The organism is Amycolatopsis eburnea, from assembly GCF_003937945.1.
Lineage (GTDB): Bacteria > Actinomycetota > Actinomycetes > Mycobacteriales > Pseudonocardiaceae > Amycolatopsis > Amycolatopsis eburnea.
The window spans coordinates 244,063-267,430 of record NZ_RSEC01000046.1 but is presented as its reverse complement, the minus strand read 5'-3'; the positions used below and the strand labels follow the sequence as shown (position 1 = coordinate 267,430).

Annotated in this window: 22 protein-coding genes; 12 read left to right on the top strand and 10 right to left on the bottom strand. The window is 72.4% G+C overall.

Features of this window, described 5'->3' with window-relative positions; all coding sequences use genetic code 11:
- Positions 1 to 40 precede the first annotated feature (40 nt).
- The 5 genes from EIY87_RS47670 to EIY87_RS20475 form a co-directional block, all read right to left on the bottom strand.
- On the bottom strand, positions 41 to 3,061 hold the full coding sequence (locus EIY87_RS47670; protein WP_158641322.1) for an ATP-binding protein: 3,021 nt from the start codon (positions 3,059 to 3,061) through the stop codon (positions 41 to 43).
- A 69-nt stretch (positions 3,062 to 3,130) separates the two neighbouring features.
- Positions 3,131 to 3,823: a maleylpyruvate isomerase family mycothiol-dependent enzyme gene (locus EIY87_RS20490; RefSeq protein WP_125310558.1), complete on the bottom strand. Its 693-nt coding sequence runs from the start codon at positions 3,821 to 3,823 to the stop codon at positions 3,131 to 3,133.
- Positions 3,820 to 4,389 (bottom strand): TetR/AcrR family transcriptional regulator, encoded by a 570-nt coding sequence (locus EIY87_RS20485; protein WP_125310556.1) that lies wholly within the window; start codon positions 4,387 to 4,389, stop codon positions 3,820 to 3,822. The genes EIY87_RS20490 and EIY87_RS20485 overlap by 4 nt, the downstream gene beginning before the upstream one ends.
- Positions 4,390 to 4,529: 140 nt before the next feature.
- A complete protein-coding gene (locus EIY87_RS20480) occupies positions 4,530 to 6,269 on the bottom strand; it encodes a hypothetical protein (protein ID WP_125310553.1) in 1,740 nt (579 codons plus the stop codon).
- Complete coding sequence (locus EIY87_RS20475; RefSeq protein WP_125310551.1) at positions 6,266 to 7,426, bottom strand: hypothetical protein; 1,161 nt, start codon at positions 7,424 to 7,426, stop codon at positions 6,266 to 6,268. Before EIY87_RS20475 ends, EIY87_RS20480 begins: the two co-directional genes overlap by 4 nt.
- A gap of 142 nt (positions 7,427 to 7,568) precedes the next feature.
- On the opposite strand from EIY87_RS20475, the gene EIY87_RS20470 reads away from it, so the two are divergent.
- Positions 7,569 to 8,813, top strand: coding sequence for an RICIN domain-containing protein (locus tag EIY87_RS20470; RefSeq protein WP_125310549.1), 1,245 nt, complete (start codon positions 7,569 to 7,571; stop codon positions 8,811 to 8,813).
- Between the two features lies 1 nt (position 8,814).
- On the opposite strand, the gene EIY87_RS20465 is transcribed toward EIY87_RS20470, so the two are convergent.
- Positions 8,815 to 9,444, bottom strand: a complete 630-nt coding sequence (locus EIY87_RS20465; protein ID WP_125310547.1) for a 3-oxoacid CoA-transferase subunit B — start codon at positions 9,442 to 9,444, stop codon at positions 8,815 to 8,817.
- A 1-nt stretch (position 9,445) separates the two neighbouring features.
- Positions 9,446 to 10,216, bottom strand: coding sequence for a CoA transferase subunit A (locus tag EIY87_RS20460; protein ID WP_125310544.1), 771 nt, complete (start codon positions 10,214 to 10,216; stop codon positions 9,446 to 9,448).
- 105 nt (positions 10,217 to 10,321) lie between these two features.
- On the opposite strand from EIY87_RS20460, the gene EIY87_RS20455 reads away from it, so the two are divergent.
- The gene (locus tag EIY87_RS20455; protein ID WP_125310542.1) at positions 10,322 to 11,077 is read left to right on the top strand and encodes an IclR family transcriptional regulator; all 756 of its coding nucleotides are present in this window, start codon (positions 10,322 to 10,324) and stop codon (positions 11,075 to 11,077) included.
- A 2-nt stretch (positions 11,078 to 11,079) separates the two neighbouring features.
- Here EIY87_RS20455 and EIY87_RS20450 read toward each other — a convergent pair whose 3' ends face one another.
- Positions 11,080 to 11,769 (bottom strand): IclR family transcriptional regulator, encoded by a 690-nt coding sequence (locus EIY87_RS20450; protein WP_225439954.1) that lies wholly within the window; start codon positions 11,767 to 11,769, stop codon positions 11,080 to 11,082.
- A gap of 109 nt (positions 11,770 to 11,878) precedes the next feature.
- On the opposite strand from EIY87_RS20450, the gene EIY87_RS20445 reads away from it, so the two are divergent.
- From EIY87_RS20445 to EIY87_RS20425, 5 genes are read left to right on the top strand one after another with little or no spacing between them, the layout of a single operon-like run.
- Positions 11,879 to 12,265, top strand: coding sequence for a nuclear transport factor 2 family protein (locus EIY87_RS20445; RefSeq protein WP_125310540.1), 387 nt, complete (start codon positions 11,879 to 11,881; stop codon positions 12,263 to 12,265).
- Positions 12,266 to 12,291: 26 nt separating this feature from the next.
- Positions 12,292 to 13,116: an SDR family NAD(P)-dependent oxidoreductase gene (locus EIY87_RS20440; protein WP_125310538.1), complete on the top strand. Its 825-nt coding sequence runs from the start codon at positions 12,292 to 12,294 to the stop codon at positions 13,114 to 13,116.
- Positions 13,109 to 13,885 carry an SDR family NAD(P)-dependent oxidoreductase gene (locus EIY87_RS20435; RefSeq protein WP_125310535.1) on the top strand — a complete coding sequence of 259 codons (777 nt, stop codon included), beginning with the start codon at positions 13,109 to 13,111 and terminating at the stop codon, positions 13,883 to 13,885. The genes EIY87_RS20440 and EIY87_RS20435 overlap by 8 nt, the downstream gene beginning before the upstream one ends.
- The gene (locus tag EIY87_RS20430) at positions 13,882 to 15,312 is read left to right on the top strand and encodes an FAD-dependent oxidoreductase (RefSeq protein WP_125310532.1); all 1,431 of its coding nucleotides are present in this window, start codon (positions 13,882 to 13,884) and stop codon (positions 15,310 to 15,312) included. The genes EIY87_RS20435 and EIY87_RS20430 overlap by 4 nt, the downstream gene beginning before the upstream one ends.
- Complete coding sequence (locus EIY87_RS20425) at positions 15,309 to 16,613, top strand: MFS transporter (RefSeq protein ID WP_125310530.1); 1,305 nt, start codon at positions 15,309 to 15,311, stop codon at positions 16,611 to 16,613. The genes EIY87_RS20430 and EIY87_RS20425 overlap by 4 nt, the downstream gene beginning before the upstream one ends.
- A gap of 7 nt (positions 16,614 to 16,620) precedes the next feature.
- Here EIY87_RS20425 and EIY87_RS20420 read toward each other — a convergent pair whose 3' ends face one another.
- Positions 16,621 to 16,806 (bottom strand): antitoxin, encoded by a 186-nt coding sequence (locus tag EIY87_RS20420; protein WP_125310527.1) that lies wholly within the window; start codon positions 16,804 to 16,806, stop codon positions 16,621 to 16,623.
- 345 nt (positions 16,807 to 17,151) lie between these two features.
- Positions 17,152 to 17,856, bottom strand: coding sequence for a TetR/AcrR family transcriptional regulator (locus EIY87_RS20415; protein ID WP_125310906.1), 705 nt, complete (start codon positions 17,854 to 17,856; stop codon positions 17,152 to 17,154).
- Positions 17,857 to 17,964: 108 nt separating this feature from the next.
- On the opposite strand from EIY87_RS20415, the gene EIY87_RS20410 reads away from it, so the two are divergent.
- From EIY87_RS20410 to EIY87_RS20390, 5 genes are all read left to right on the top strand, one after another.
- Complete coding sequence (locus tag EIY87_RS20410; RefSeq protein ID WP_125310525.1) at positions 17,965 to 18,759, top strand: RNA polymerase sigma factor; 795 nt, start codon at positions 17,965 to 17,967, stop codon at positions 18,757 to 18,759.
- An 11-nt stretch (positions 18,760 to 18,770) separates the two neighbouring features.
- Entirely contained in the window at positions 18,771 to 18,953 is a 183-nt protein-coding gene (locus tag EIY87_RS20405; protein ID WP_125310523.1) for a hypothetical protein, read from the top strand.
- A gap of 111 nt (positions 18,954 to 19,064) precedes the next feature.
- Entirely contained in the window at positions 19,065 to 19,847 is a 783-nt protein-coding gene (locus tag EIY87_RS20400) for a GGDEF domain-containing protein (protein WP_125310521.1), read from the top strand.
- Positions 19,848 to 20,121: 274 nt separating this feature from the next.
- Entirely contained in the window at positions 20,122 to 20,952 is an 831-nt protein-coding gene (locus tag EIY87_RS20395) for an SDR family NAD(P)-dependent oxidoreductase (RefSeq protein WP_125310517.1), read from the top strand.
- Between the two features lie 103 nt (positions 20,953 to 21,055).
- On the top strand, positions 21,056 to 23,173 hold the full coding sequence (locus EIY87_RS20390; RefSeq protein ID WP_125310515.1) for a DUF6351 family protein: 2,118 nt from the start codon (positions 21,056 to 21,058) through the stop codon (positions 23,171 to 23,173).
- Positions 23,174 to 23,368 lie beyond the last annotated feature (195 nt).

Genomic DNA, 23,368 nt, shown 5'->3' with positions numbered 1-23,368 from the left:
TTCACCCGGTAGGCGTGAGTTCCGGCCGCACGGTGTGAGGTCAGGTCCGCCAGGTGTGCGGTGCCTCCGGCTCGTAGACGCACAGCGCGCCGGTGCGGACCGCGGCGCGCAGGTGGCGGGCCAGCTCCGGGTGCACCCGGTCGATCCGGTCGACGGTGGCGCGGATGCGGGCGGTGACGGCGGTGCGGGCCCGTTCGGCGGGGGAGCCGGCGCGCCGCGCGCGGCCACCGATGCCGTAGGCGGCGGACAGCTGCGCGAGCAGTGCTTCCCGTTCCGCGGCGACGCGTGCCGACCGCGTCTCGTCGCCGTCGGCGTCCGCCGCGTCGGCCTCGCTTTCCAGCTCGCGCAGGCGGTTCCGGTAGGCCGTGCGGGCGGTGGCGTCGACGACCTCGCCGAGATCGCCTTCCGGTGCGGCGTGGCCGGCGAGCTCGACGGCCGGGACGGCGACGCCGGGGTGGGCGAGGAGCCGGGCGAGGTCGTGCAGGCCTTTCGCGTCCGGCAAACGGGTCTCGCGCCCGGCGAACCGGAGCAGCCACAGCTCGCCGTCGCGGGCGAAGGCGTCTTCACCGGGAGGCGCTGCCCCGGACTCCGCTTCGATCCGGCGGGCCAGGGCGGTCGCCCCGATCGACCGGGCCGCGGCGAGCGCGCGGGCCCGGTGTTCCCCGGCCGCGGCGGGCTCGCCCAGCGCGTCGGCCAGCAGGGCGAGGTACCGGTGCACCGGTCCGCGGACCGCGGCCCCGAGGCCTTCGACCACGAACAGGTCCGCGTAGGGCGTCAGCCAGTCGTAGATCGGGCGGGCCGCCGGGTGCGGGCCGGTCAAGGCGATCGCGTCGGCGGCCTGGGTGAGCATCGGCAGCCACTCGGAGTCCCGCGGCGCCGCCGCCAGCCGGGGTGCGACGGCGGACAGGCGAGCACGCGCTTCGTCGTGCCTGCCGAGCTGCGCGGCCAGCAGGGCGAGCGTGACCTGCGGCCAGATCCCCGGGATGTCCTCGAGGCCGGCTTCGGCGCTGAACCGGGCCAGCTCCGCCTGGTCGCCGGTGTCGGTGAGCAGGCACCAGCGCTGGGTCGCGGCGAGCACCAGCGCGTTGGCGCTGCCGGAGGCCCGGCCCAGCTCTTCGGTCCGGGCGAGGGCGGCCCGGACGTCGTCGTACCGGCCTTCCAGCAGCGCCCGCATGCCCCGCCACAGCGGCGGGTACCAGCGGTAGAACGGCTGGTCCAGCGCGGTGGCGACGTGGTCGAAGGCCAGGGCCTCGGCGTCGGCGCCGGTGATCGCCCCGGTCTCCAGCAGCGCGACCAGCCGCAGCCGCCTGCCCAGCAGCTCCAGCACCGGGTCGCGCAGCCGGCGGGCCAGGTCCACGACGTCGCCCGCCCAGCCGAGCCGGTCCGCGCAGTGCGCCGGGCCCGGGCGGGCGTCGCACAACGCCGCCAGCGCTTGCGCCAGCGCCGCCGGATCGCCTACGCGACGGGCGATCCCGACCGCTTCCTCGGCCAGCGCCAGCCGCCGTTCGTCGGACTCGAGCAGGGTCGTGGCGACCGAGAGCCGGGCGGTGACCGCCGCCCGCAGCGCCGAGTCGTCCGGCGGCAGGGCCGTCCTCGCCCGCTCCAGAAGGTCGATCTGCTCACGGTCGAGCAGGTCGACCTCGATGCCGGACGCGCCGGAGCCGAACCCCAGCGCGGCGCGCGCCAGCAGGTCGGGCCGGGTACCGGCGTGGGCGGCGGCCTGCCGGAAGTCGGCGCGGGAGCCGGCCCGGTCGCCCGCGCCGAGCCGGGCCGTGCCGGCGGCGACCAGCAGATCGGCGAGGTCCTCGTCGCCGCCGACACCGGCCTCGCGCGCCCGTTCGTACCAGGCGACGGCTTCGTCGTGGGCCAGCAGCTCGGCGGCGCGGTCGGCGGCGCGCCGCGCGTAACGGGCGGCGGCCGCGGCGTGCTCGGGGCCGGCGCGCAGCAGGTGGTGGGCGACCTGCGCCGGGCCGACGTCCCGGCCGCGTTCGGCGTGCCGCATCAGGACGGCGGCCGCTTCGGCGTGCAGGGCCGCCCGCTCGGCCGGCGGGACGGCGTCGTACACGGCGTCCCGCAGGAGCTGGTGGCGGAACGTCGCCGTGCCGGCCGCCAGCTCGCCGAGCAGCCCGGCGGCCGCGTCGTCCAGGATCGCGCGCACTTCGGCGAGCGGCTGCCCGGTCACCTCGGCGACGACGTCGAGCGCGAACCGCACGCCCAGTACCGACGCCGTGGTCAGGACGCGCGCGCAGCCGTCCGGCAGCGACGCGGTCCTGGCCTGGACCGCCGCCCGCACGGACGCGGGAACCGGTCCGTCCGCGCCTTGCCGGACCAGCTCGGTCACGAAGAAGGCCTCGCCCCCGGTGCGGGCCATGACCGCGTCGACCTCGTCCCCGGTCGCCGGCCGGCCGCGCGCCGCCGCGATGAGCTCGGCGACCTCGGGGCCGGCGAGCGGCCCGACCGGCAGGCACACGGCCCGGCCGAGCAGCAGGGCCCGGGCCTGGACGTGGCCGGACCAGGCGCGGTCGTCGTCGCGGGCGGTGCACAGGACGACGACCCGCGCGGTCCGGATCGTCTCCGCGACCTCGGCCAGCAGCCGCAGCGACGACACGTCGGCCTCGTGGACGTCGTCCAGCACGAGCAGCAGCGGCTGCCGGGCCGAGCCGGCCCGCACCGTCTCGGCGACGTCGCGGACGAGGCGCCGCCGTGCTTCCTCGGGGTTGCCGGCCGCCTCGGGTACCGCTTGCCCGGTGACCACCGCCCGAAGTTCGGGGGAGGACTGCGCGATCCGGCCGCCCTGGACGTCGGCCGCGACGAGCTCCCGCAGGACCTGCGCCCACGGGGCGAGCGCGTCGGCGGCACCGCCGGGCGGGCACCACGCCCACACGGTGCGGAAATCCGGAGCCGCGGCTGCGAGGACTTCGGCGGCGATCCGGGTTTTGCCTGCACCCGCGACGCCGGTCAGGAGCACGAGCCTGCCGCGCCCGGCTCGGGCGTCGGCGAGCACGGTGCCGACCTCGCCCAGCACGGCGGCACGCCCCACGAACCGCAGCGGCTCGACCATCGCGGACCATCTCCTCGCCCTGACGGTAGACGCATCTGTTGTCCTGGCGGAAGAACGGGGGAAAGTGCCTCAGTGGACGGTCGTTCCGCGAGAGCGCCACCAGCGGCGCTGGGGTGAGGTCAGGGCGGCGGCGAGGAGCGGGACGCCGGGACCGGTCAGCTGCGGTAGCGCGGCGGTGCGGCCGCAGCAGATCAGCAGCAGGGCGCTGATCGGTCCGGTCACCTCCGGTCCGGTACCGGCCGACCAGGCCACGTCGGTGGCGGCCAGCCCGAACCCGCGCACGACGCGGACCGTCGGCAACGGCGGCGGCCAGCGCATGGCCAGTGTCCGGGCGGCCGAGGCGGCCGCGGCGTCCGGGGGCATGTCCAGCCGGAGGCCCAGCGGCAGGGCGATGTCCTGGCTGTGGACCAGGACGTCGGTGAGCGGCTCCAGCTCGGTGAGACCGAGGGTCTTCCGGCGTGAGCCGGCCATGGTGCGGAGCTCCGCCGTGAGCTGCCCGGTGGTCCAGGAGGCGGCGCGCCGGCGGGCCTCGTGCTGGATGGTGCGGTCCATCGTGCCGCGCCAGCGCACCATCGTCCCGAGCAGGTCACGCGGGCCGAGCTGTTGCAGGGTCAGGTGCGCGGCCACGTCCTTCACCGTCCAGCCGGCGCACAGCGACGGGTGCCGCCACTGCTCGCCGGACAGCCCGTCGAGCAGGTCGGCGAGGCTTCGCCGCTGGTCGCCGATGACCTGCCAGATCCGCTCGTGGCCGAGTCCGGTCATGACGGGTCCTCCGTCCGGATGACGCGGGGGACGAGCTCGGTGATTTCCGCCGTCGGCGCGAACCCGGGGTCGGGGTTGGCGAGCTGGTGCAGCACCAGGCCGGTGAAGTGGTTCATGATGAGCGGGGCCTCCCGTTCCGGGTCGGTGGAACCGGCGATGCGCATCCAGTTCAGGAACCAGGCGAGGACGCGGGCGCCGCCGTCGGTCAGCTTCCGCCGCAGCGGCGGGTGGTTTGCCGCTTCGAGGAGGATCGCGTACCGCGCGAGGGTCAGGTCCCGGTGCCGGCCTGCGACTTGGCGGGCCGCCTCGACCAGCGTTTCGGCCAGCTTGGCCGGCGTGGTGGGTGCCGCGGTCGTGGCGATTTCCTCCCAGAGGGCCCGTTCCCGCTCGATGATCCGTTCGGTGACGGCTTCCAGCAGCGCGTCCCGGCTGCGGAAGTGGTTGGAGGCCGACCCCGACGGCAGGTCGGCGGCGGCGTCCACGGCCCGGTGGGTGAGCGCGCGGATTCCCGATCCGCCGAGGACGGCGATCGCGGCGTCGAGAAGCTCCTGACGGCGGTTGGCCATGCCCGGACACTACATCAGTAGTTTCATGCACTACAAGTATTGTGCCTCGAACGCCGCGTCGACCAGCGCGCGTCTGCCGGCGCCGTGGTTTCGGCACCGGCAGACGCGTTGTTCAGCTCTCTGTTCCCCGTGCCGTCTTCTCAGGAAGCCGACGGAATGTACTTACCCCCCTTGCTGGTCGGCTTCTTCGTGACCGGGGTCTTCTTGGCCGCCGGATTCACGACGCCGCGTTGGGTGTCGGTGTGGTCGAGTTGTTCTTGCTTGCGGATGGATAGGTCTCGTGATGTGGGGACCTTTGTCTTCTTGGTGGTTGGTTTGACGACGCCGCGTTGGGTGTCGGTGTGGTCGAGTTGTTCTTGCTTGCGGATGGACAGCTCGCGTGATGTCGGGACCTTCGCCTTCTTGGCCGCCGGATTCACCACGCCGCGCCGAACGTCCGCCCGATCGAGCTGCTCCTGCTTGCGGAGGGCGTCCTTGCGCGAGTAAACCGGCTTCCGGATCGAGCCGCGCCGGGCCTGCTCGCGGTCGATCTGCTCCTGTTTGCGGATCGCCAGCTCCCTCGGCGTGAGGGGCTTCTTGATCGGCCCGCCGCGGGCGTTGTCCTCGCGGTCGATCTGCTCCTGCTTGGCGATGGCGCGTTGCCGCGGGGTCGGCACCTTCACCGGGAACGCCCGGGCGATGTGCTCCTCCCACTCCGTGCGGATCGGGTTGACCGCCTCGACGTAGTCGCCCTTGTCGTCGCGCACGATCTGGGGCCGGTAGGTGTCGCGCAGCGCCTGGAGGAACGTGGCGCGCTTGCGCGGGTCGGGCAGGACGTACCGCAGGATGTTGTCCTTGACCCACCGCCGGTCCTTCTCCGTCGGCGCCTCCTGCAGGGCCCTGGCGAACCCGTAGGCCGTCGGCAGGTACGGGTTGTCGTGGAGCTCCTTGTAGGAGTACGGCGGCACCACCCCTTGCAGCGCCCCGATGCCCGCCCGCAGCTGGCTGGCGCCCCGGTACGCTCGCTCCAGCGCGAAGTTCGACTGCGGCACGCGGACCTTCGCCGTCGTCGGGTTCTTGGCGACGGTCGTGGGGTTCTTCGGCGGCTGCTTGGGATCCGTCCGCTTGGCCGGTGTGCCGCCGCCCTCGTCGTCGCCGCCGCGTTGCTCGCGGTTGCGGTCCTCGAGCACGGTCTTCAGATCCTTGCGGGCCTGCTCGAGGCGCTCGGTGACCTTCTTCTTCGTTTCCTTCTTGAGCTTGCCGTTGACCTGCTGCTCGAGCCCCCAGATCGTGCGTTCGAGGTTCCTGATGTGCGCGTCCCGGTTGTACGGCCGGACCTGGTGCTCGGCCTTCTTGAGGAGCTTGTTCAGCTCCTTGCGGCTCTTCGTCGCCGCCGCCAGCTTCGCGTCGGCCGCCTGGCGCTTCTTGTCGGTCTTCGCCGTGCGGACCTTCTCCTGCAGGCCGGCGATCTGTTCGTCCAATTTGGACATCCGGCTCTGCAGGCCCTGGACCGTCTGCTTGGAGCGCCGGTGGATCTCGAACGCGTCGGTGATGAGGCTCCGGAGGTCGCTCTGGGAGATGCTCACGTCGCCGGTACCCACGTCGCCGACGATCCGGTTGGCCACGACCTGCTGCAGCAGCTTCTTCTTGTAGTCCGGGTCGGCGGGGTCCAGCGGGGCGGCCAGGTCGAGTATCTTCCCGAGGATCTTGGCCTTGGCTTTCGCCAGTTTGCCCTGGTCGTCTCCCGGGGCCGCGGTGTAGGCGACCCGCTGGACGCCCGGCCCGGCGGCGGATTCGATGGTGTTCGACAGCCCGGACGCCAGCACCGTGGCGGCCAGCAGCCCGGTGACGGCGAGCGTGCCGGTCCCGATGGCCCGCTGGGGCCTGATCAACGGGTTCATTCGACGACCTCCGGCTTGCCCGACTCCGGCGCGGCTTCGCCCGCGTTAGCTTCCGCGACCGCCGGTTCGGGCGTGGCCGGGACGGATCGGGCATCGACGAGCGCCGTGTCCGAGCTGGACTCGGCGGCGGCGAGTTTGGTGGCGGGAGCGGGATCGGCTTCGGCCAGCCGGAGCGTGCGCGGCTCACCGTCGGTAGCCCTGGTCGGCGTGGTCGGCTCGCTGGCCGGGCTCGCGGATGGTTCGGTTCGCAGTCTGGTTGGCTTGTTCGCCGGGCTCGCGGTCGGCTCGGCTTGCAATGCGGTCGGTTCGGCTCGCAGCACGATTGGCTCGTTGATCGCGCTCGCGGTCGGCTCGGCCTGCAGTGCGGTCGGCTCGCTGGCCGGGCTCGCGGATGGTTCGGCTCGCAGCACGGTCGGCTCGCCTTCCGCGCCCGCGGATTGCTCGGCTTGCAATGTGGTTGGTACGTCGTCGGCGCCCGCGGACTGGGCGGCTTGTAGTGCGATCGGCTCGCTGGCCGGGCCCGCGGACGGTTCGGCTTGCAGTGCGGTCGGTTCGTCGTCCGCACCCGCGAATGGTTCCACGCGCAGCGCAGCCGGCTCACCTTCGGCGCTCAGGGCCTCCAGCGCCGGCTCCGTGACCGCTCGCAGGGCGGCGGGCACCGCGTCGGCCACGGGCTGCGCCACGGCCGGGACCGCGTCGGCGGCGGCCTGCGCCACGGCCGGGACGGCATCCGTCACCGCGTCGAGCGGCTGGGTGGCGACCGTCAACGGCGAAGGCGGCAGGGGCAGCGCGAGCGGCTCCGGGACGAACTCGACCGGCCAGGGGTTCGAGCCGCCGCGGGTCGAGGCGGGGGCCACCGGGACCGGGGCCGGTGTGGGAGCGGGCGGCGGCACCGGCGATTCGGGCGGGGCCACCGGCTCGTCGCCCGCGGGCACGTAACCCTCTTCGGCGAGGTACTCGGCGACCATGTTCCGGAGTGCTTCCGGCAGCTCGCCCGACGCGAGCTGGCTCGTCTGCGGGGGCGGCTGGTCGTTGCTCCCGGTGATCAGCGTCGCGGCGAGCGCGCCCATCGTGATTCCGCCGGCGAAGCCCGCCCAGGCGAGCGGGCCCGGGGTGCGGCGGCGTCGGCGGACGGGGCGGAACTGGCGTTTCGGCATCGGCATCGTCCTCTGGGGTGTCGACGTGGACGTTGCCGAAGAAAGCCGTCCGTCCCCAGCTCGGGCAAGGTTTTCGGACAGTTCCGTACGCTCCCGGACACCCCCTAGGATCGGCGGGTCCGCTACCTGGGGAGGAATGACCGTGGCCGACGACTGGCCGGACCCGCGGGAGGCCGCCGACGCCGCGCAGTTCGTCGCGGCGATGCGTACCCTGCGTGCCCGCACCGATCTGAGCTACCGGGTGATCGAACGCCGCGCCGCGAAGGCGGGGACATCGCTGCCGAGTTCGACGGTCAGTGGAGCGCTCTCGCGGGACACGCTGCCGAGAGCGGACCTGCTGGCCACCTTCATCCGGGCCTGCGGGGGTGACGACGCCACCGTCGGACGCTGGCTGACCGCGCGGGCCGACCTCGCCGCGAGCGAGCAGGCCCCGCCCGCCGCGGCCTCCGCCGCCGGAACCGCCCGACGTGCCGACCCGGGCGCCGCCGAGCTGGCCGCTCCCGTCGAGCGCGCCACCGAACCGGCTTCACCGGCCGGTCCCGCCGCCGAAACTGCCCCACTGGTCGAGTCGCTGTCCACCGAGCCGTCCTCTGCCGAAACGGCGGCACCCGCCGAGCCCGCTACCGCCGCCGGACCGGCCGGACCCGTCGAGCTGGCCGCCGCCGAGCCGGCCGCCGCTGGATCGGCTGCGCCCGGTGGATCGGCCGCGCCCGCCGGATCGGCCGCACCCGTCGAACCGGCCGGCACCGCACCGGCCCCCGAGTCGACTCCCCAGCCGAAGCCAGTCACCCGCCGACGATGGCCGGTGCTTGCCGTGGCCGCCGCAGTGGTCCTCGTCGCCGCCGGGCTGCTCGTGCTCGTCCCCTCGCGCGACCAAGCCGCACCAAGCCCGACCACCCCCGCGACGTCCGCCGCGCCAGCGTCCGCGAAGGCGGGGCCGCCTACCGGGCCGGCCAGGATGCGGCTCGCGCACACCGGGCTCTGCGTCGGCGAGGGGACCGAAAAGTTCGTCCCCGGCGAACGGATCGTCCTGGGCCAGCAGGACTGCGCGACCGCCGCACCGCCGATGTCGGTCGAGGCCGTCGACGGCGGATACCGGCTGCTCCTGCACTCCCCGGACAACGGCGAAGGCTGCGTGACCGTCGACTACGGCGGCACGAACGCCGAAGTCCTGCTCGCCGGCGACAACTGCGAGCCCGGCCGCGCCGATCAGCGGTTCACCTTCGAGCCGGTGACCGCACCCACGCCGGGTTACCTGCTGAAGTCGGCCGCCGGTGCGAAGTGGTGCATCGGGGTTTACCAGGGCAGTTCCGAGGCCGGTGTCCAGCTGATCCAGGGCCCGTGCGATGGCGGGCCGCACCAGGTCTTCCTGGTCGAGGCGGCGTAGCTCAGCGGGCGATGCGCGGCTCCGTCTTCGCCTGGACCTCGTCGAAGTCGACGTCGGGAGCGAGTTCGACCAGCTTCAGACCCTCCGCCGTGACGTCGAGGACGCACAGGTCGGTGATGATCCGCTGGACGACGCCGCGGCCGGTATACGGAAGAGTGCACTCGTCGACGATCTTGGGCGCGCCGTCGCGGGCGACGTGCTCCATCAGGACGATGACCTGCTTCGCGCCGTGGACCAGGTCCATCGCGCCGCCCATGCCCTTGACCATCTTGCCCGGGATCATCCAGTTCGCGAGGTCGCCGGCGGCGGAGACCTGCATCGCACCGAGGATGGCCGCGTCGATCTTGCCGCCGCGGATCATGCCGAACGACGTCGCCGAGTCGAAGAAGGACGCGCCCTTGCGGACGGTCACCGTCTCCTTGCCCGCGTTGATCAGGTCGGGGTCCACCTCGTCCTCGGCCGGGTAGGGGCCGACGCCGAGGATGCCGTTCTCCGACTGCAGGACGAGCTCGACGTCGTCGGGGACGTAGTTGGGCACCAGGGTCGGCAGGCCGATCCCGAGGTTGACGTAGTCGCCGTCGCGCAGCTCCGCGGCGGCGCGGGCGGCCATCCGGTTGCGGGTCCAGGCCATCTCAGGCGCCCTCCTCGGCGATGCGCACGGTGCGCTTTTCGATCGGCTTGTCCGCGGCCTGCTCGGGGGTCAGCTCGACGACGCGGTGGACGAACGCGCCGGGCAGGTGGACGTCGTTCGGGTTCAGCTCGCCGGGCTCGACCAGCTCCTCGACCTCGGCGACGGTGACCCGGCCGGCCATCGCGGCCAGCGGGTTGAAGTTGCGGGCCGCGTCCTTGAAGACGAGGTTGCCGTGCCGGTCGCCGCGCCAGGCGCGGACCAGGCCGAAGTCGGCGACGATCGCGCGTTCGAGGACGTACTCCCGGCCGTCGAACGTCTGCTTCTGCTTCGCCGGGCTCGCCTTGGCCACGGTGCCGTCGGCGGCGTACTTCCACGGCAGGCCGCCGTCCGCGACCTGGGTGCCGACGCCGGTGGCCGTGAAGAACGCGGGGATGCCGGAGCCGCCCGCGCGCAGCCGCTCGGCGAGCGTGCCCTGCGGCGTCAGCTCGACCTCCAGCTCGCCGGACAGGTACTGGCGCGCGAACTCCTTGTTCTCCCCGACGTAGGACGCGACCACACGGCGGAGCCGGCCCGCGCCCAGGAGGATCCCGAGGCCCCAGCCGTCGACGCCGGCGTTGTTGGACACGACTTCGAGGTCGCCGGCGCCGGCTTCGAAGAGCGCGCCGATCAGGACGGCGGGGACCCCGCACATCCCGAACCCGCCGACGGAGAGGGTGGCGCCGTCGGGGATGTCGGCGATGGCTTCCCCGGGGGAGGCGAACACTTTGTCCATGCCGGTCATCAGACGACGTCCCGTGGCACGCGGTCAACCAGTGGACGCGGACTACCAGCGGATTGTTCGCTTCGTGGTCGGATTCGGTGGGGTAGTGTCCAGTGAGTGGACGCTCCTGCGGATCTGGTCGGCCGGACTCACCGGGTGCTGCGCGCGGTGGCGGCGCACGAGCCTGGTGGGGGGACGACGACGGCCGTTGCCCGGGGTGCCGGGCTGCCGCGGCCGACCGTGCATCGGTTGTTGATCTCGCTGCAGGGCGTGGGGCTGGTCGAGCGGGAGCCCGGGTCCGATCACTGGGTGCTGGGGCCCGAGTTGTACTTCCTCGGGGTTGCCGCGGGTCGGCGGTATGACGTCACTGAGGTCGCGTTGCCGGTGGTTCGGCGGCTGGCTGTGGCCACGGGGGAGAGCGCGTTCTTTTCGGCTCGGCGGGGCGAGGAGACGATCTGCCTGATCCGGGAGGACGGGGCGTTCCCGATCCGGAGTCACGTCTTGTTCGAGGGGGCGCGGTTTCCGTTGGGGGTCGTGTCGGCCGGGATGGTGGTGCTGGCCCATCTGCCGGATCGGGAGATCGACGATTATCTCTCCCGCGTGGATTTGGTTGCCGATTTCGGGCCGCAGCACGGGGCCGGGGAGATACGGCGGCATATCGCGGCGACCCGGAAGCAGGGGTATTCGGTCAATCCCGGGTTGGTGGTCGAGGGGAGCTGGGGGTTGGCGGCCGCGGTTTTCGACCGGGCGGGGTCGCCGCGGTGGGCGTTGACTTTGACCGGGGTGGAGCACCGGTTCGGGGCTGAGCGCATTCCGCAGCTGGGGGCTTTGTTGCTGCGGGAGGCTCATGCGTTGTCGGAGGCTCTGGGGTGAGGTTACGTGAGCTGGGTGCTCAGCCGCTTTGCGGCCGTTACCACCAGCCGGCCCAGTTCGTCCGGGTTCGGGGCTTCGAACAGTGACAGGCCGATGCTGGTTTCCGGGTGGTCGCGTCCGGTGTGGACCACCGCCGAGATTCCCGTGATGCCTGGGGCTATTTCGCCTTTTGACACCGCGAACCCGCGTTCGCGGGCTCGGGTTACCTCTTCGCGCTCACCTGGTACCGGTGGGGCCGCTGCCAGCAGGGCGAGGCCCGCCGAGCCGCGGCCGATCGGGTCGAGCTGGCCCGAGCGGAAAGCCACGTGCATCGGGGCTCGTCGTGGCTCGACGATCATCAGCATCCGGACCTGGTCCGCGTTCTCGCGCACCACCAGATGAGCTGAGGCCTGCGCCGAGTCCGACAGCTCCTCCAGGACGGGGCGGGCCAGGGTGCGCAGGTCCTGCTCCACCGGTTCGGCCAGGCGGACCAGGCCGGTGCCCAGGGAGATGCGCTTGAAGCGGTCGCGGCGGCAGAGGTAGTGCGCCTCCAGCGTCTTCACCAGGCGGTGGGCGACCGTGCGGTGCACGCCGATGCCGTCCGCTATCTCGGTCAGCGTCAGGCCGCTCGGGTGCTGGACCAGCAGCTCCAGTACCTGCAGCCCGTGGTGCAGGGTCTTCGAAGTCCCGGACGCGGGCAGCGTCGAATCCACACACGGCTCCCTTGACGACACGAAAGTGGCGACCTACTGTCCTACACATATTCGCACACTGCGTGCGAATATAGCACGTTCGGCAGGCAGGGACAACGGAGGTTCCGGAATGGTGGCGACCGAAGACGTCGTGGCCGTGCACCAGCTCTACGGCCGGCAGAGCCACGCCATCGACTCCGGCCGCGCCGCCGAGTGGGCCGCCACCTTCACCGCCGACGGCGAGTTCCACTCGCCGACCTACCCCGAGCCCGCCGCCGGTACCGGGGAGCTGACCGCGTTCGCCGAGCGCTTCCACGCTTCCGGGGAGACGCTCAGGCACGTGATCAGCACGATCCACGTCCGCCCGGGCGACACCCCGGACACGCTGCGCGCCGATGCCTACCTGCAGATCGTCGCGCCCACCCACCTGGTGCGGCTGACCGTCATCGAGGACGACCTCGTCCGCACGTCCGATGGCTGGCGCGTCCGGCGGCGCACCGTCCACCGCGATTCCTGATCCACCGCGAAAGAAGAGAGAACAGCATGACGACCCACGAGCCCACCGGTCCCGGGCGGGTCCTGCACCAGCCGGTCACCACGATCTACCCCGAGTTCCCCGGCAAGGTCGCCGTGGTCACCGGCGCCGCCCGCGGGATGGGCGCCCGGTTCACCGCCGCGCTCGCCACGCGCGGGGTCGACGTCGTCGGGGGCGACATCGACGGTGACGCGATGGCCGCCACCGCCGCCGAACTGAGCGGGGAGCAGTCCCTCGAGGCGAAGCCCGGCCGGATCGTGCCGGCCACGCTCGACGTCACGAAGGCCGAGGACCACCTCGCCCTCGCGCAGAAGGCGATCGACGAGTTCGGGCGGATCGACTTCTGGGTCAACAACGCCGGGATCTTCCCGTTCGCCGAGGTCCCCGAGATCACGCCGGAGCAGATCCGCGCGACGCTGTCGGTCAACGTCGAGGGCGTGCTGTTCGGCGCGCAGGCCGCCGCGAAGCACCTCAAGCCCGGCGGCGCGATCGTCAACATGTCCTCGGTGTCGGCCGTGCGCGTGCGCAAGGGGCGCGCCGCCTACTGCAGTTCCAAGGCCGCCGTCGCGCACCTGACCGAGTCGCTCGCCGTCGAGCTGGGCGACCAGGGCATCCGCGTCAACTCGATCGCGCCCGGCTACATCGACACCGAGATGACGCGGTGGATCCAGGACGACGCCCCGGCGCTGGCCAAGGCCCTCGACGCCGTGCCGCTGCACCGGATCGGGTCGCCCGAAGAGGTCGCCGGCGTGCTGCTGTTCCTGCTGTCGGACAGCGCGCGGTACGTGACCGGGCACAGCATCGCCGTCGACGGCGGGTCGCGCCATGTCTGAGTACCCGGACGTCGTCCTGGTCACCGGCGCGGCCGGGGGCATGGGCGCGGTTCACGCCCGCGCGCTCGGGGCCCTCGGCGTCCACGTCTGCGTCGCCGACGTCGCCGATCCGTCCGCTGTGGCCGGTGAGATCGTCGCCGGCGGCGGCTCCGCTTCGCCTCATCACCTCGACGTCACCGACGCGACGCAGTGGGCCGCCGTGATCGGCGAAATCCGGACGCGGCACGGAAAACTCGGCGGGCTGGTCAACAACGCGGGCATCTCGCGGCGGCTGGAGTTCCTGGACACCACCGCCGAGGTGTGGGACCGGGTGCTCGCGGTCAACCTGAGCGGGCCGTTCCACGGGATGCACGCGGCCGCCCCGCTGATGCGCGACTCCGGCGGCGGGTCGATCGTCAACATCTCGTCGATCTCCGGGCAGATCGGCTACTTCTCGCCCGCGTACTCGGCCAGCAAGTGGGGCCTCACCGGACTGTCCAAATCGGCCGCCGGGAACTTCGCGAAGTGGGGGATCCGGGTCAACTCCGTCCACCCGGGACTCGTCGGCACGGACTTGCTGGCCGGGGCCGACGGGTTCGTGCGGTCCGCTGTGGACAGTGTCCCGGCCGGGCGCGTGGGCCGTCCCGAAGAGATCACCGACGCCGTGCTGTTCCTGCTCTCGGCCAAGTCCACCTACATGACCGGCAGCGAGGTCACCGTCGACGGCGGCCTCGTCTCCAACGGGCTCTACCACCGCATCGTCGCGGAGTCGGGAGGTGACCTCGGATGAGCGACGAGGGGTACGACGTCGTCGTCGTGGGCGGCGGGGGAGCGGGCCTCGCGGCCGCCGTGTCCGCCGCCGAGCACGGCGCGTCCGTCCTGCTGTTCGAGGCCGAGAAGGAACTCGGCGGCTCGACGCAGCTGTCGGCGGGGATGTTCACCGCCGCCGGGACCAGTGTCCAAAAGGGACTCGGCATCGAGGACACGCCGGAGAAGTTCTTTCAGCACTACATGGACCTCAACCAGTGGCAGCTCAAGCCGGGGCTGGTCCGCGCGTTCTGCGCGGAGGCGGGCCCGGCGCTGGAGTGGCTGATCGGGCTGGGTGCCGAGATCCCGGCGAAGGTGTCGCACAACGCGCATTCGCCGGGCCTGACCCGGGCCGGTGTCGAGGACGTCTGGCGCGCGCACGTCCCGAAGGACCAGGGTTACGGCCTCGTCCAGGTCCTCGACCGGGCCAGACGCCGGGCCGGCGTCGAAGCCGTGCTGAACACCCGCGTGGAACGACTGCTCGTCGACGGCGGGCGCGTCACCGGCGTGGTCGCCGACGGCGTCGAGGTGCCCGCGAAGGCGGTGATCGTCACGACCGGCGGGTTCGCCCAGGACCCGGCGCTCGTCTCGCGGTACTACCCGGCCGCCGATGCCGCTGGAGAAGACCTGTTCGTCGTCGCGGCGGACGGGTCCCGGGGGGACCACCTGGCGTTCGGGTCGCAAGTGGACGCCGCTGTCGCAGGCGACGGCTGGGGGTTGTTGCTGCCCACCGCCTACTTCCAGCGGCTGCACCACTGGCAGTCCGGTTTCCCGCCGGTCTCGCGGATCATGGTCAACGCCCACGGCCGCCGGTTCATGGACGAGGACGCCTCCTACGCCGTGTCCGGCGGGATCATCGACGCCCAGGACGGTCCCGTGTGGACGGTCTTCGACGAGCGGGCCCGGCTGAGCCTGCCCGCCGGGTACGCGCACTGGGACGCCGCCCACGTGCTGGCCGAAGCCGAGGCGGGACGCACGATCCGCGCCGGCACCGTCGAGGAACTGGCCGGGAAGCTCGGTGTCCCCGCCGACGCGCTGCGGGCGAGCATCGACCGCTGGAACGCGCACCTGCCCACCGGCGAGGACCCGGACTTCCTGCGCCACGAGACCCTGAAAGCCAAGGGGCGCACCGAACCACCGGAACCGCTGGGGACACCGCCGTTCTACGCGGCGCGCACGCTGCCCGCCGAACTCGTCTGCACCCACGCCGGGCTCGAGATCGACGGCACCGCCGCGGTTCTCGACGCGCGCGGGGAGCGCGTGCCCGGCCTGTTCGCCGCGGGGGAGGCCGGGGCCGGCGTGCTCGGGCCGCGGTACGTCGGCGGCGGGAACGCCGTCGCCAACGCCATCACCATGGGCCGGGTCGCCGGCCGCACCGCCACTCACTCAACGCCGAGGAGCACCCCATGACCGTCCACACCGGAGCCGCGAGCGCCGCGGTCGGGAGACGCACCGTCCGCAAGGTCGCGGTGCGGATCATGCCGATCGTCGGCCTGCTCTACATCTTCAACTACATGGACCGGGCCAACATCGGCTACGCCCAGCTCGGCATGGGCAAGGAACTCGCGATCACCGCGGCGACCTTCGGGGCGGCGTCGGCGATCTTCTTCCTCGCCTACGTCGTGTTCGAGGTCCCGAGCAACATGATCATGAAGCGGGTCGGCGCGCGGCTGTGGCTGAGCCGGATCGCGGTCAGCTGGGGCATCGTCACCGTCGTGACCGGGTTCGTCGCGAGCACGACGCACCTGTTCATCGCGCGGATCGTGCTCGGCATCGCCGAAGCGGGGCTGTTCCCCGGCCTGCTGCTGTACTTGACGTTGTGGTTCCGCGGGAAGGAACGCGGCCGCGCCATCGCCACGCTCGCGCTGGCGCAGCCGATCGCGCTGATCCTCGGCAGCCTCACCGGCGGCTGGATCCTCGACCACGCGCACTGGCTCGGGATGAGCAGCTGGCAGTGGGTGTTCGTGCTGCAGGGCGCGCCGGCCGTGCTGATCGGCGTGATCACTTTCCTTTGGCTGCCCGACAAACCGGCCGACGCGAAGTTCCTCACGAAGGAGGAGAGCGGCTGGCTGCAGGCCGAGATCGACAAGGAGTACGTGCCGGAGGAGAAGGAAACCTTCCTCGGGCAGCTGAAGGCGGTCCGCAACGGCAAGGTGCTGCACCTGGCGTTCTCGAACCTGTTCATCGCCTGCGGGCTGTACGGGCTGACGTTCTTCCTGCCGCTGATCGTCAAGCAGCTCGACCCGAAGTACTCTTCGACGAACATCGGCCTGCTCGGCGCGATCCCGTACGTCGTGGGCGCGGTCGGCATGCTGCTGCTCGCCCGCAACTCCGACCGGACCGGCGAGCGCAAGGGACACGTGATCGCGCTCGTGCTCGTGGCGGCGCTGGGCTTCTTCGGCGCCATCCAGTTCAAGTCCGTGCCCGCGCTGTCGCTGATCAGCCTGTCGCTGGCCGCGATCGGCGTGCTCGGGTACCTGGCGCCGTACTGGGCGATGGCCGCGAAGGTGCTGTCGAAGGAGCACACCGCCGTCGGCCTGGCGGCGATCAACTCGATCGCGGCGCTGGGCGGCTTCTTCGGCCCGTACGCGATCGGGCTCGCGGCGACCGACACCGACGTCACGGTCGGGCTGTACTTCCCGATCGGCTGCCTGGTGCTCTCGGCGATCATGCTGGCGTTCCTCAAGGTGCCGCGCGAGCGCGACCGGTAGGGGCGCTTCACGCCGCGGGGCCGTCGCCCGGCTCGTCACCGCACGATTCCCCGCTGAGGAAAACCTTTGCCCGTTCGGCGGCCGCGTCGATCTCGTCGGCGTGGTCGCCGCAATGGGACTTCGCGAACTCCGCGGCCGCGTCGACGTTTTCGCTGCTCGCGATTTTCTTCAGGTTGTCGAAGTCGATCCCCATGGGTGCTTCTCCTACGTCCACGTGAGCTGACCCGATGGGTTCAATGAAAGCTGTTCGGCACGGGCCCGCAACTCCATCCGGGCGCCAGGGTGAAGAGCACCGCTCGCGTTAGGTTCTCGGTCCCGCCGGCGTTACTCTGCCGCGCTTTCCGGCGCCTGCAAGGGGTTCGCGCCCGGCGGCGATCCCTCACGCGGGTGGATCTGCGGTGCTTCGGCGGCACCGGCCGGAGGCGGCGCGGCCGGGTGGCGTTCCTGGTGAAAGCGTCGCGGCCCCGTTTCGGCGAGCCGGAAAAGCGCGGGCGGGAACCCGGGGTGTGGTTGCCACGGCCGCGGGAACGTGTTCGGATCAGGACGTCGGTGGCTGCCGCGGCGGCGGTGGCGGTAACGGGAGATCCGGGTCGATTTCGATGCCGGCGGTGCGGAGAGCGTCGTCGAGGATGTGCCAGATCCAGCGCGTGAGCATTTCGGCGAGCTGCGCCTTCGTGATCCCGAGCGGGGCTTCGAGCCACTGCGCGGCGCAGGAGTCGACGAGCCCGACGGCGCCGAACGACAGGACGGTGGCGACGCGGGTGTCGAGCTGGAACAGCGTCAGGTAGTACTCGAACACCTGGGTCAATTGGCGCGCGATGACCGTTTTGACGTCGGCGATCGCGTCCTCGCCCTCGCGGCGGCCGATCTGGGAGTGCAGGGTCAGGTAGCGGTAGAGGTTGCCGTTTTCGGCGAGCCAGCCGGTGTGGGCGTCGACGGCCGCGGAGATCATTTGCATGGCGCTGCCCTGGGGCTCCCACACCGGCCGCATCGCCACGATGATCTGCTCGGTGGCCCGGTCGGCGATGGCGCGCGTCAGGTCCGCCGCGTCGTCGAATTGCCGGTACAGCTGGGGGCGGGCCACGCCGGCGGCGTCGGCGATGTGGGTGGCCGACACGCGCGGGCCGTGTTCGGCGATCGCGCGCAGCGCCGCGTCGACGAATTCGCGGCGCCGGCGCTCGCGTTGCCCCGCCCAGCGCGCCGCGCGGCCGTCGCCGGGCCCGGTGCCCGCTCTGGAAGCCATCACTTCGCGAAGCGTACCGGGTAGCCATTTAGGGCTACACTTCTGTAACTGTTACTTTGTGCGCGATCAAATCACCGAGAGTGCAAGCGGCGCCGAATCGGAGTAGCGATGGACGAATCCACTGACGACGACCACCTGCCGGATCGGCGGTTGCTCGCCGAATTGCGGGCGGGGAACCCCGCCGCGGGGGATCGGCTGTTCCGTCGTCACGCCGGGCCCCTGCGCCGGGTCGCGGCGCGCTGGGCCAGGCAGCCGGCGGAACGCGACGACCTGGTGGCGGAGGCGTTCGCCTGCGTCCTCGCGGTGGTCCGCGCCGGTGGCGGGCCGAAGGACGACCTGCGCCCGTACCTGGTCGTGACGATGCGGAACCTCGCCGCCCGCTGGAACCGTTACCGGGAGCGGGTCGAGCCGCACGCGGTGGTCCCGGGCGCCGCGGTCGCCGAAGGCACCGAGGAGCTGGTGCTCAGACGCTCGACCGACGAGCTGGTCAGATCCGCTTTCCACACCCTGCCGGTGCGCTGGCGGACCGTGCTCTGGAACATCGTCGCCGAAGGCCGCACCCCGGCCGACCTGGCGCCGGTCATGGGCATCTCCGCGAACGGCGTCGCGGCGCTGGCCGGCCGCGCCCGCGCGGGCCTGCGGCTGGCCTACCTGCAGGCCCAGCAGCTCCCCGCGCCCCGGACGCAGGCCTGCCGGGATGCGTTGCGCCAGCTGGAAATCTGGTTGCGCGGCGGGCGGTACGACGCCTGCGCCTCGACGGTCGCGGCGCACCTCGCCGAATGCACGTCGTGCCGGCAGGCCGTGCCCGGCGCGGCCCGGGAAGGCCTGTTCGCCCTCAAGGTGTTCATCGGTGCCACCGCCCGCCGCGCCGGCCACCGCACGCCGACGACCCCGGCCCCGTGACAGGAACGCCGATGAACACAGTGGACACACCGCACGACGGCGCGGCGACGCCCATCTTCGACACGCTGCTCGCCGAGGCCGGACTGTCCTGGGTGGACGCTTCGCCCACGGCGAGCGGGGAACAGCACACGAACGGGTGGTTCTGCGCGGACGACACCGAGGCCGCCCCGCGAACGGACACCCCTGAGGGTTAGCTCATCCGGTGGATCTCTCGCCGCCCCAGCGTCACGGTCGGCGACCGGGCCCGTCGAATTCCCGAGACCAACGGGAAGGACCGGGTAGGTCGTCACGCGAAGGGGTGAGCGGTGACCGATCGAGAGTGCGCCGGCAAAGCCGTGCGGGATCTCCGGAGCCGGTGGCGGATCGCGAGCATCAGCAGCGGCTGGCGGTTCCCGAGCGACTGGGCGGTCCCCGAAGTGGACGCGGTGTGCCGCGCCGTCCTGTCCGGCGGCGACGTCGACGGCGCGCTGGGCGGCCTCGGCCGGTCCCGGGCCTGGACCGGCGCCGGGCTGGACGAGACGTTGTACGACGTCGCCGCGTTGCACGCGGTCCTGGAGCACAACTCCGACGGGCTGATCGCCGCCGACCCCGGCGCCGCGCCGTTCGGCATGCTGCGCGCCGCCGCGGTGGGGTGGGCCGACCTCGCGGGCGAGGCGCCCGGCGGTGCGGCGGCCGAGTCGTTCAGCGGGTTGGCGACCGAGGGGTACCTGCGGGTGCGGCTGGGGGAGGTGTACCGGCGCGTCGCGCGGACCGGGGGCGAGCCGGTGCTGCTGGTGATCGGGCTCGACCTGTCGCGGGTGGACAGCTGGTCGAGCCCGATGGCGATGGTCCTGCTCGCCGACGTCCTGCGGCGGGTGTTCGACAGCGGCGAGACGGCCGCGGCGCTCGGCCGGTCGACGGCGGCCGTCCTCGCCGAGCGCGACACCGGGATGGAGCACCGCGTCCGCATCCTGCGACGCGAGATCGGCGATCGGCTGCGCGGTGATCCGCAGCTGGTCACCGCGGCCCGGCCGGAGGTCCGCTGGTACCCGCTCCCGGAGAGCCTGTCCGCGGCGCACGACCTGCTGCACCTCGTCGCCGGCCGCTGAAGCCGCGGGAAACACGCCTGCTCGCCGTGGCCGCAGTGGGCCGGCGCAGTCGGATCGACGCGGCCGGTCCGGCGGTGTCTTGAATGACTCATTCAGGACCTCCGAAGACCTGAATGAGTCATTCAAGACGTCGGCGAAGCCGCCGCAAGCTTGCTCGGCCCTGGCTGCGGCCGTGTGAGCGGGGTTACGTCCCGCCGCTGTCACGGCGTTCCGCCTGCCGGTGTCTGGTGGTCGATCGCAAGCCATCCGGCAGCGCAGGAAGTGGAGAGACACCGTGAGCAAGGTCTGGTTCGTCACCGGTTCGTCCCGCGGCTTGGGCCGCCAGTTCGTGGAAGCCGCGCTCTCGCGTGGCGACCGGGTCGCCGCGACCGCGCGGTCGATCGCGAGCTTCGACGCGCTCGCCGAGGCCCACGGTGACGACCTGCTCCCGCTGGCCGTGGACGTCACCGACAAGGCCGCCGTCACCGAGGCCGTCAAGCGGGCCGCCGAGCACTTCGGCCGGCTGGACGTCGTCGTGAACAATGCCGGTTATGCCCAGATCGGCGCGATCGAAGAACTGACCGAACAGCAGCTGCGCGACCAGCTGGAAACGAACTTCTTCGGCGCGATTTGGGTCATTCAGGCCGTATTGCCCTATTTGCGGGAGCAGCGCGCCGGGCACATCATCCAGCTGTCGTCGGCCGCCGGGCTGATCGCGATGCCGCTCGGCGGCGTCTACCAGGCCTCCAAGTGGGCGCTCGAAGCCCTCAACGAGACCCTCGCCCAGGAGGTCGCCGAGTTCGGCGTCAAGGTCACCATCGTCGAGCCCGCCGGCTTCGCCACCCGCGACGGCAAGAACCCGGATCCGCTCGCCAACGGCCACCTCGCCGACCCGATCCCCGCCTACGCGGGTCTGCGCACCCGGCTCGCCGGAGCCATGCGCGACCAGCCCGCCGGCGACCCGGCCGCCGCCGCGCAGGCCCTGCTCACCCTCGTCGACACCGACCGCCCGCCGCTGCGCGTGCTCTTCGGACAGGGCTTCTACCCGATGCTCAAGCAGGTCTACGCCGACCGGCTCGACACCTGGGCCCAGTGGCAGGACCTGTCCGCGCGGGCGCAGGGCTGATTCCGGAGCCCGTAAGAACGTTGTTCCGGCCGGGGCGCGGGTGCTATACCGGCAGCGGCCCGGTGTCGCGCGGACGCGACGCCACGAGCGAGCGGAGTGTCCGGTGGCGAACCGTGCTTTCGCAGTGGCGGCGCTGGTCGCGCCCCTCCTCTTGACGGGGACCGCGGCCGCGGTGGCGGCTCCCGGCACGCCACCGGGGCGGCGGCTGACGATCGAGACGGTGTCGAATCCGCGGCCCGCGCTCGTCAGCGGGGAACAGGTCCTGGTCAAGGTCGTCCCGCCGGAGCGGGGGCGGGTCACCGTCCGGGCGAACGGCCGCGACGTCACCGCGAGCTTCCGCGCCCAGCCGGACGGCAGCCTGCTCGGCCTGGTGACCGGCCTGCGCGTGGGAACCAACGACCTGGTCGCCCGGACCGGCGGGCCCGGCCCGGACCAGCGGGCCGGCCTGCGCGTCACCGACCACCCGATCAGCGGGCCGGTCTTCTCCGGCGCGCAGCAGCGCCCGTTCTACTGCGAGACCCAGGCGTTCGGCCTCCCCGCCGCGCAGCAGCCGTTGTGCAGCGCACCGACGCAGGTGAGCTACCAGTACCGGACGACCGCCGGGGCGTTCGCGCCGCTGGCGGACCCGGCGAGCCGGCCCGCGGACCTCGCGACGGCCACCGTCGACGGGCACGCGGTGCCCTACGTCGTCCGCGTCGAGCGCGGCACGATCGACCGCGCCGTCTACGAAATGGCGGCGCTCTACGCCGGTACGCCGTCGCCGACCGCGCCGGACCCCGGCTGGAACGGGAAGCTGGTCTACACCTTCGGCGGCGGCTGCAACGGGGGCTACCACCAGGGCGCCTCGACCGGCGGCGTCGTCAACGACCTGTTCCTGGCGCGGGGCTTCGCGGTCGCGTCGTCGAGCCTGAACGTGCTCGACACCAACTGCAGCCCGATCATCTCGGCCGAGGCGGCGATGATGGTCAAGGAGCACTTCGCCGAGACCTACGGCCCGATCGCCCACACCATCGGCTGGGGCGGCTCGGGCGGGGCGATCCAGCAGTACGACATCGCCGAGAACTACCCGGGCATCGTCGACGGCATCATCCCCGGCGTCTCGTTCCCGGACCCGCTGAGCGTCGGCGGCCCGGTGTCGGACTGCCGCCTGCTGGACCGGTACTTCGCCGGGCCGGGCGCGTCGTTCACCGCGGCGCAGAAGCAGGCCGTCGCGGGCTTCGCCAGCTACGACTCCTGCGTCTCCTGGGACCTGACCTTCGCCAGCCGCGCGACCGCGACCGGCAGCTGCAACGCGGCCATCCCGGTCGCGGCGCGCTGGGATCCGGTCACCAACCCGGGCGGGGTCAAGTGCAACTCGAACGAGCAGCTGGTCAACCAGCTCGGGCGCGACCCGCGGACCGGGTTCGTGCGCAGCACGCTGGACACCACGGGCGTGCAGTACGGCTTGGCCGCGCTGAAGTCCGGGACGATCACCGCGGCGCAGTTCGCCGACCTCAACGCGAGCATCGGCGGTCTTGACTACACGGGGACGCCGGTGGCTGAGCGGACCGCGGCCGACCCGAGGGCGCTGGACGCCGCGTACGCCGACGGCATCGTGAACTCGGCGTCGCAGGGCTTGCGGGAGACGCCGATCATCGACCAGCGGACCGACCTCGACTTCGCCGGCCCCGGCAACGACATCCACACCACCGAGTGGTCTTACGTGCTGCGGCAACGGCTTCTGCGCGCCAACGGCACCGCGGCGAACCAGGTCATCATCGAAAACCACGCCACGGCGGCGGAAGCGGCGGCCGCGAGCGCGTACGAGCTCGACGCGATGGACCGCTGGCTGACCGCGATCGACGCCGACCGTTCGCACCGGAGCCGGCCGCAGAAGGTGCTGGCGAACCGGCCGGGCGACCTCGGCGACGGGTGCTACCTGTCCGCGTCGTCGCGGGTCACCGAAGCGCTGACGTACCCGGCGAGCGGTCAGTGCGGCGCGCTGTACCCGGTGGCGGCCAACACGCGCATGGTCGCGGGGGAGGGGCTGGCGCTCGACGTGCTGAAGTGCCGCCTGAAGCCGCTGGACTTCCGCGACTACCCGGTTACTTTCACCGCGGCGGACCAGCAGCGGCTGCGCGCGGCGTTCCCCGGCGGGGTGTGCGACTACCGGCGTCCGGGCGTCGGCCAGCGGCCTCCAGTGGGGACGTGGCTGGACTACGGCGACGGCAGCCCGCGGTAGCCCGCTGCCGTTCCGCCGTGCCGCCCGGCTGCGCGCTGCTCGACGAGTACGACCGCCTCTGATCCCACTCGGCCGACCGGGTGACACTGGGGCCGCTCCCTCAACCGGTTGCCGCTCGCGGGCGTGGTCGCCGTGCGCCGCTGGGAAGATCGAAATGGCTTACCATGGGCCGTGGTGAGCGCCGGAGGGTGTGGG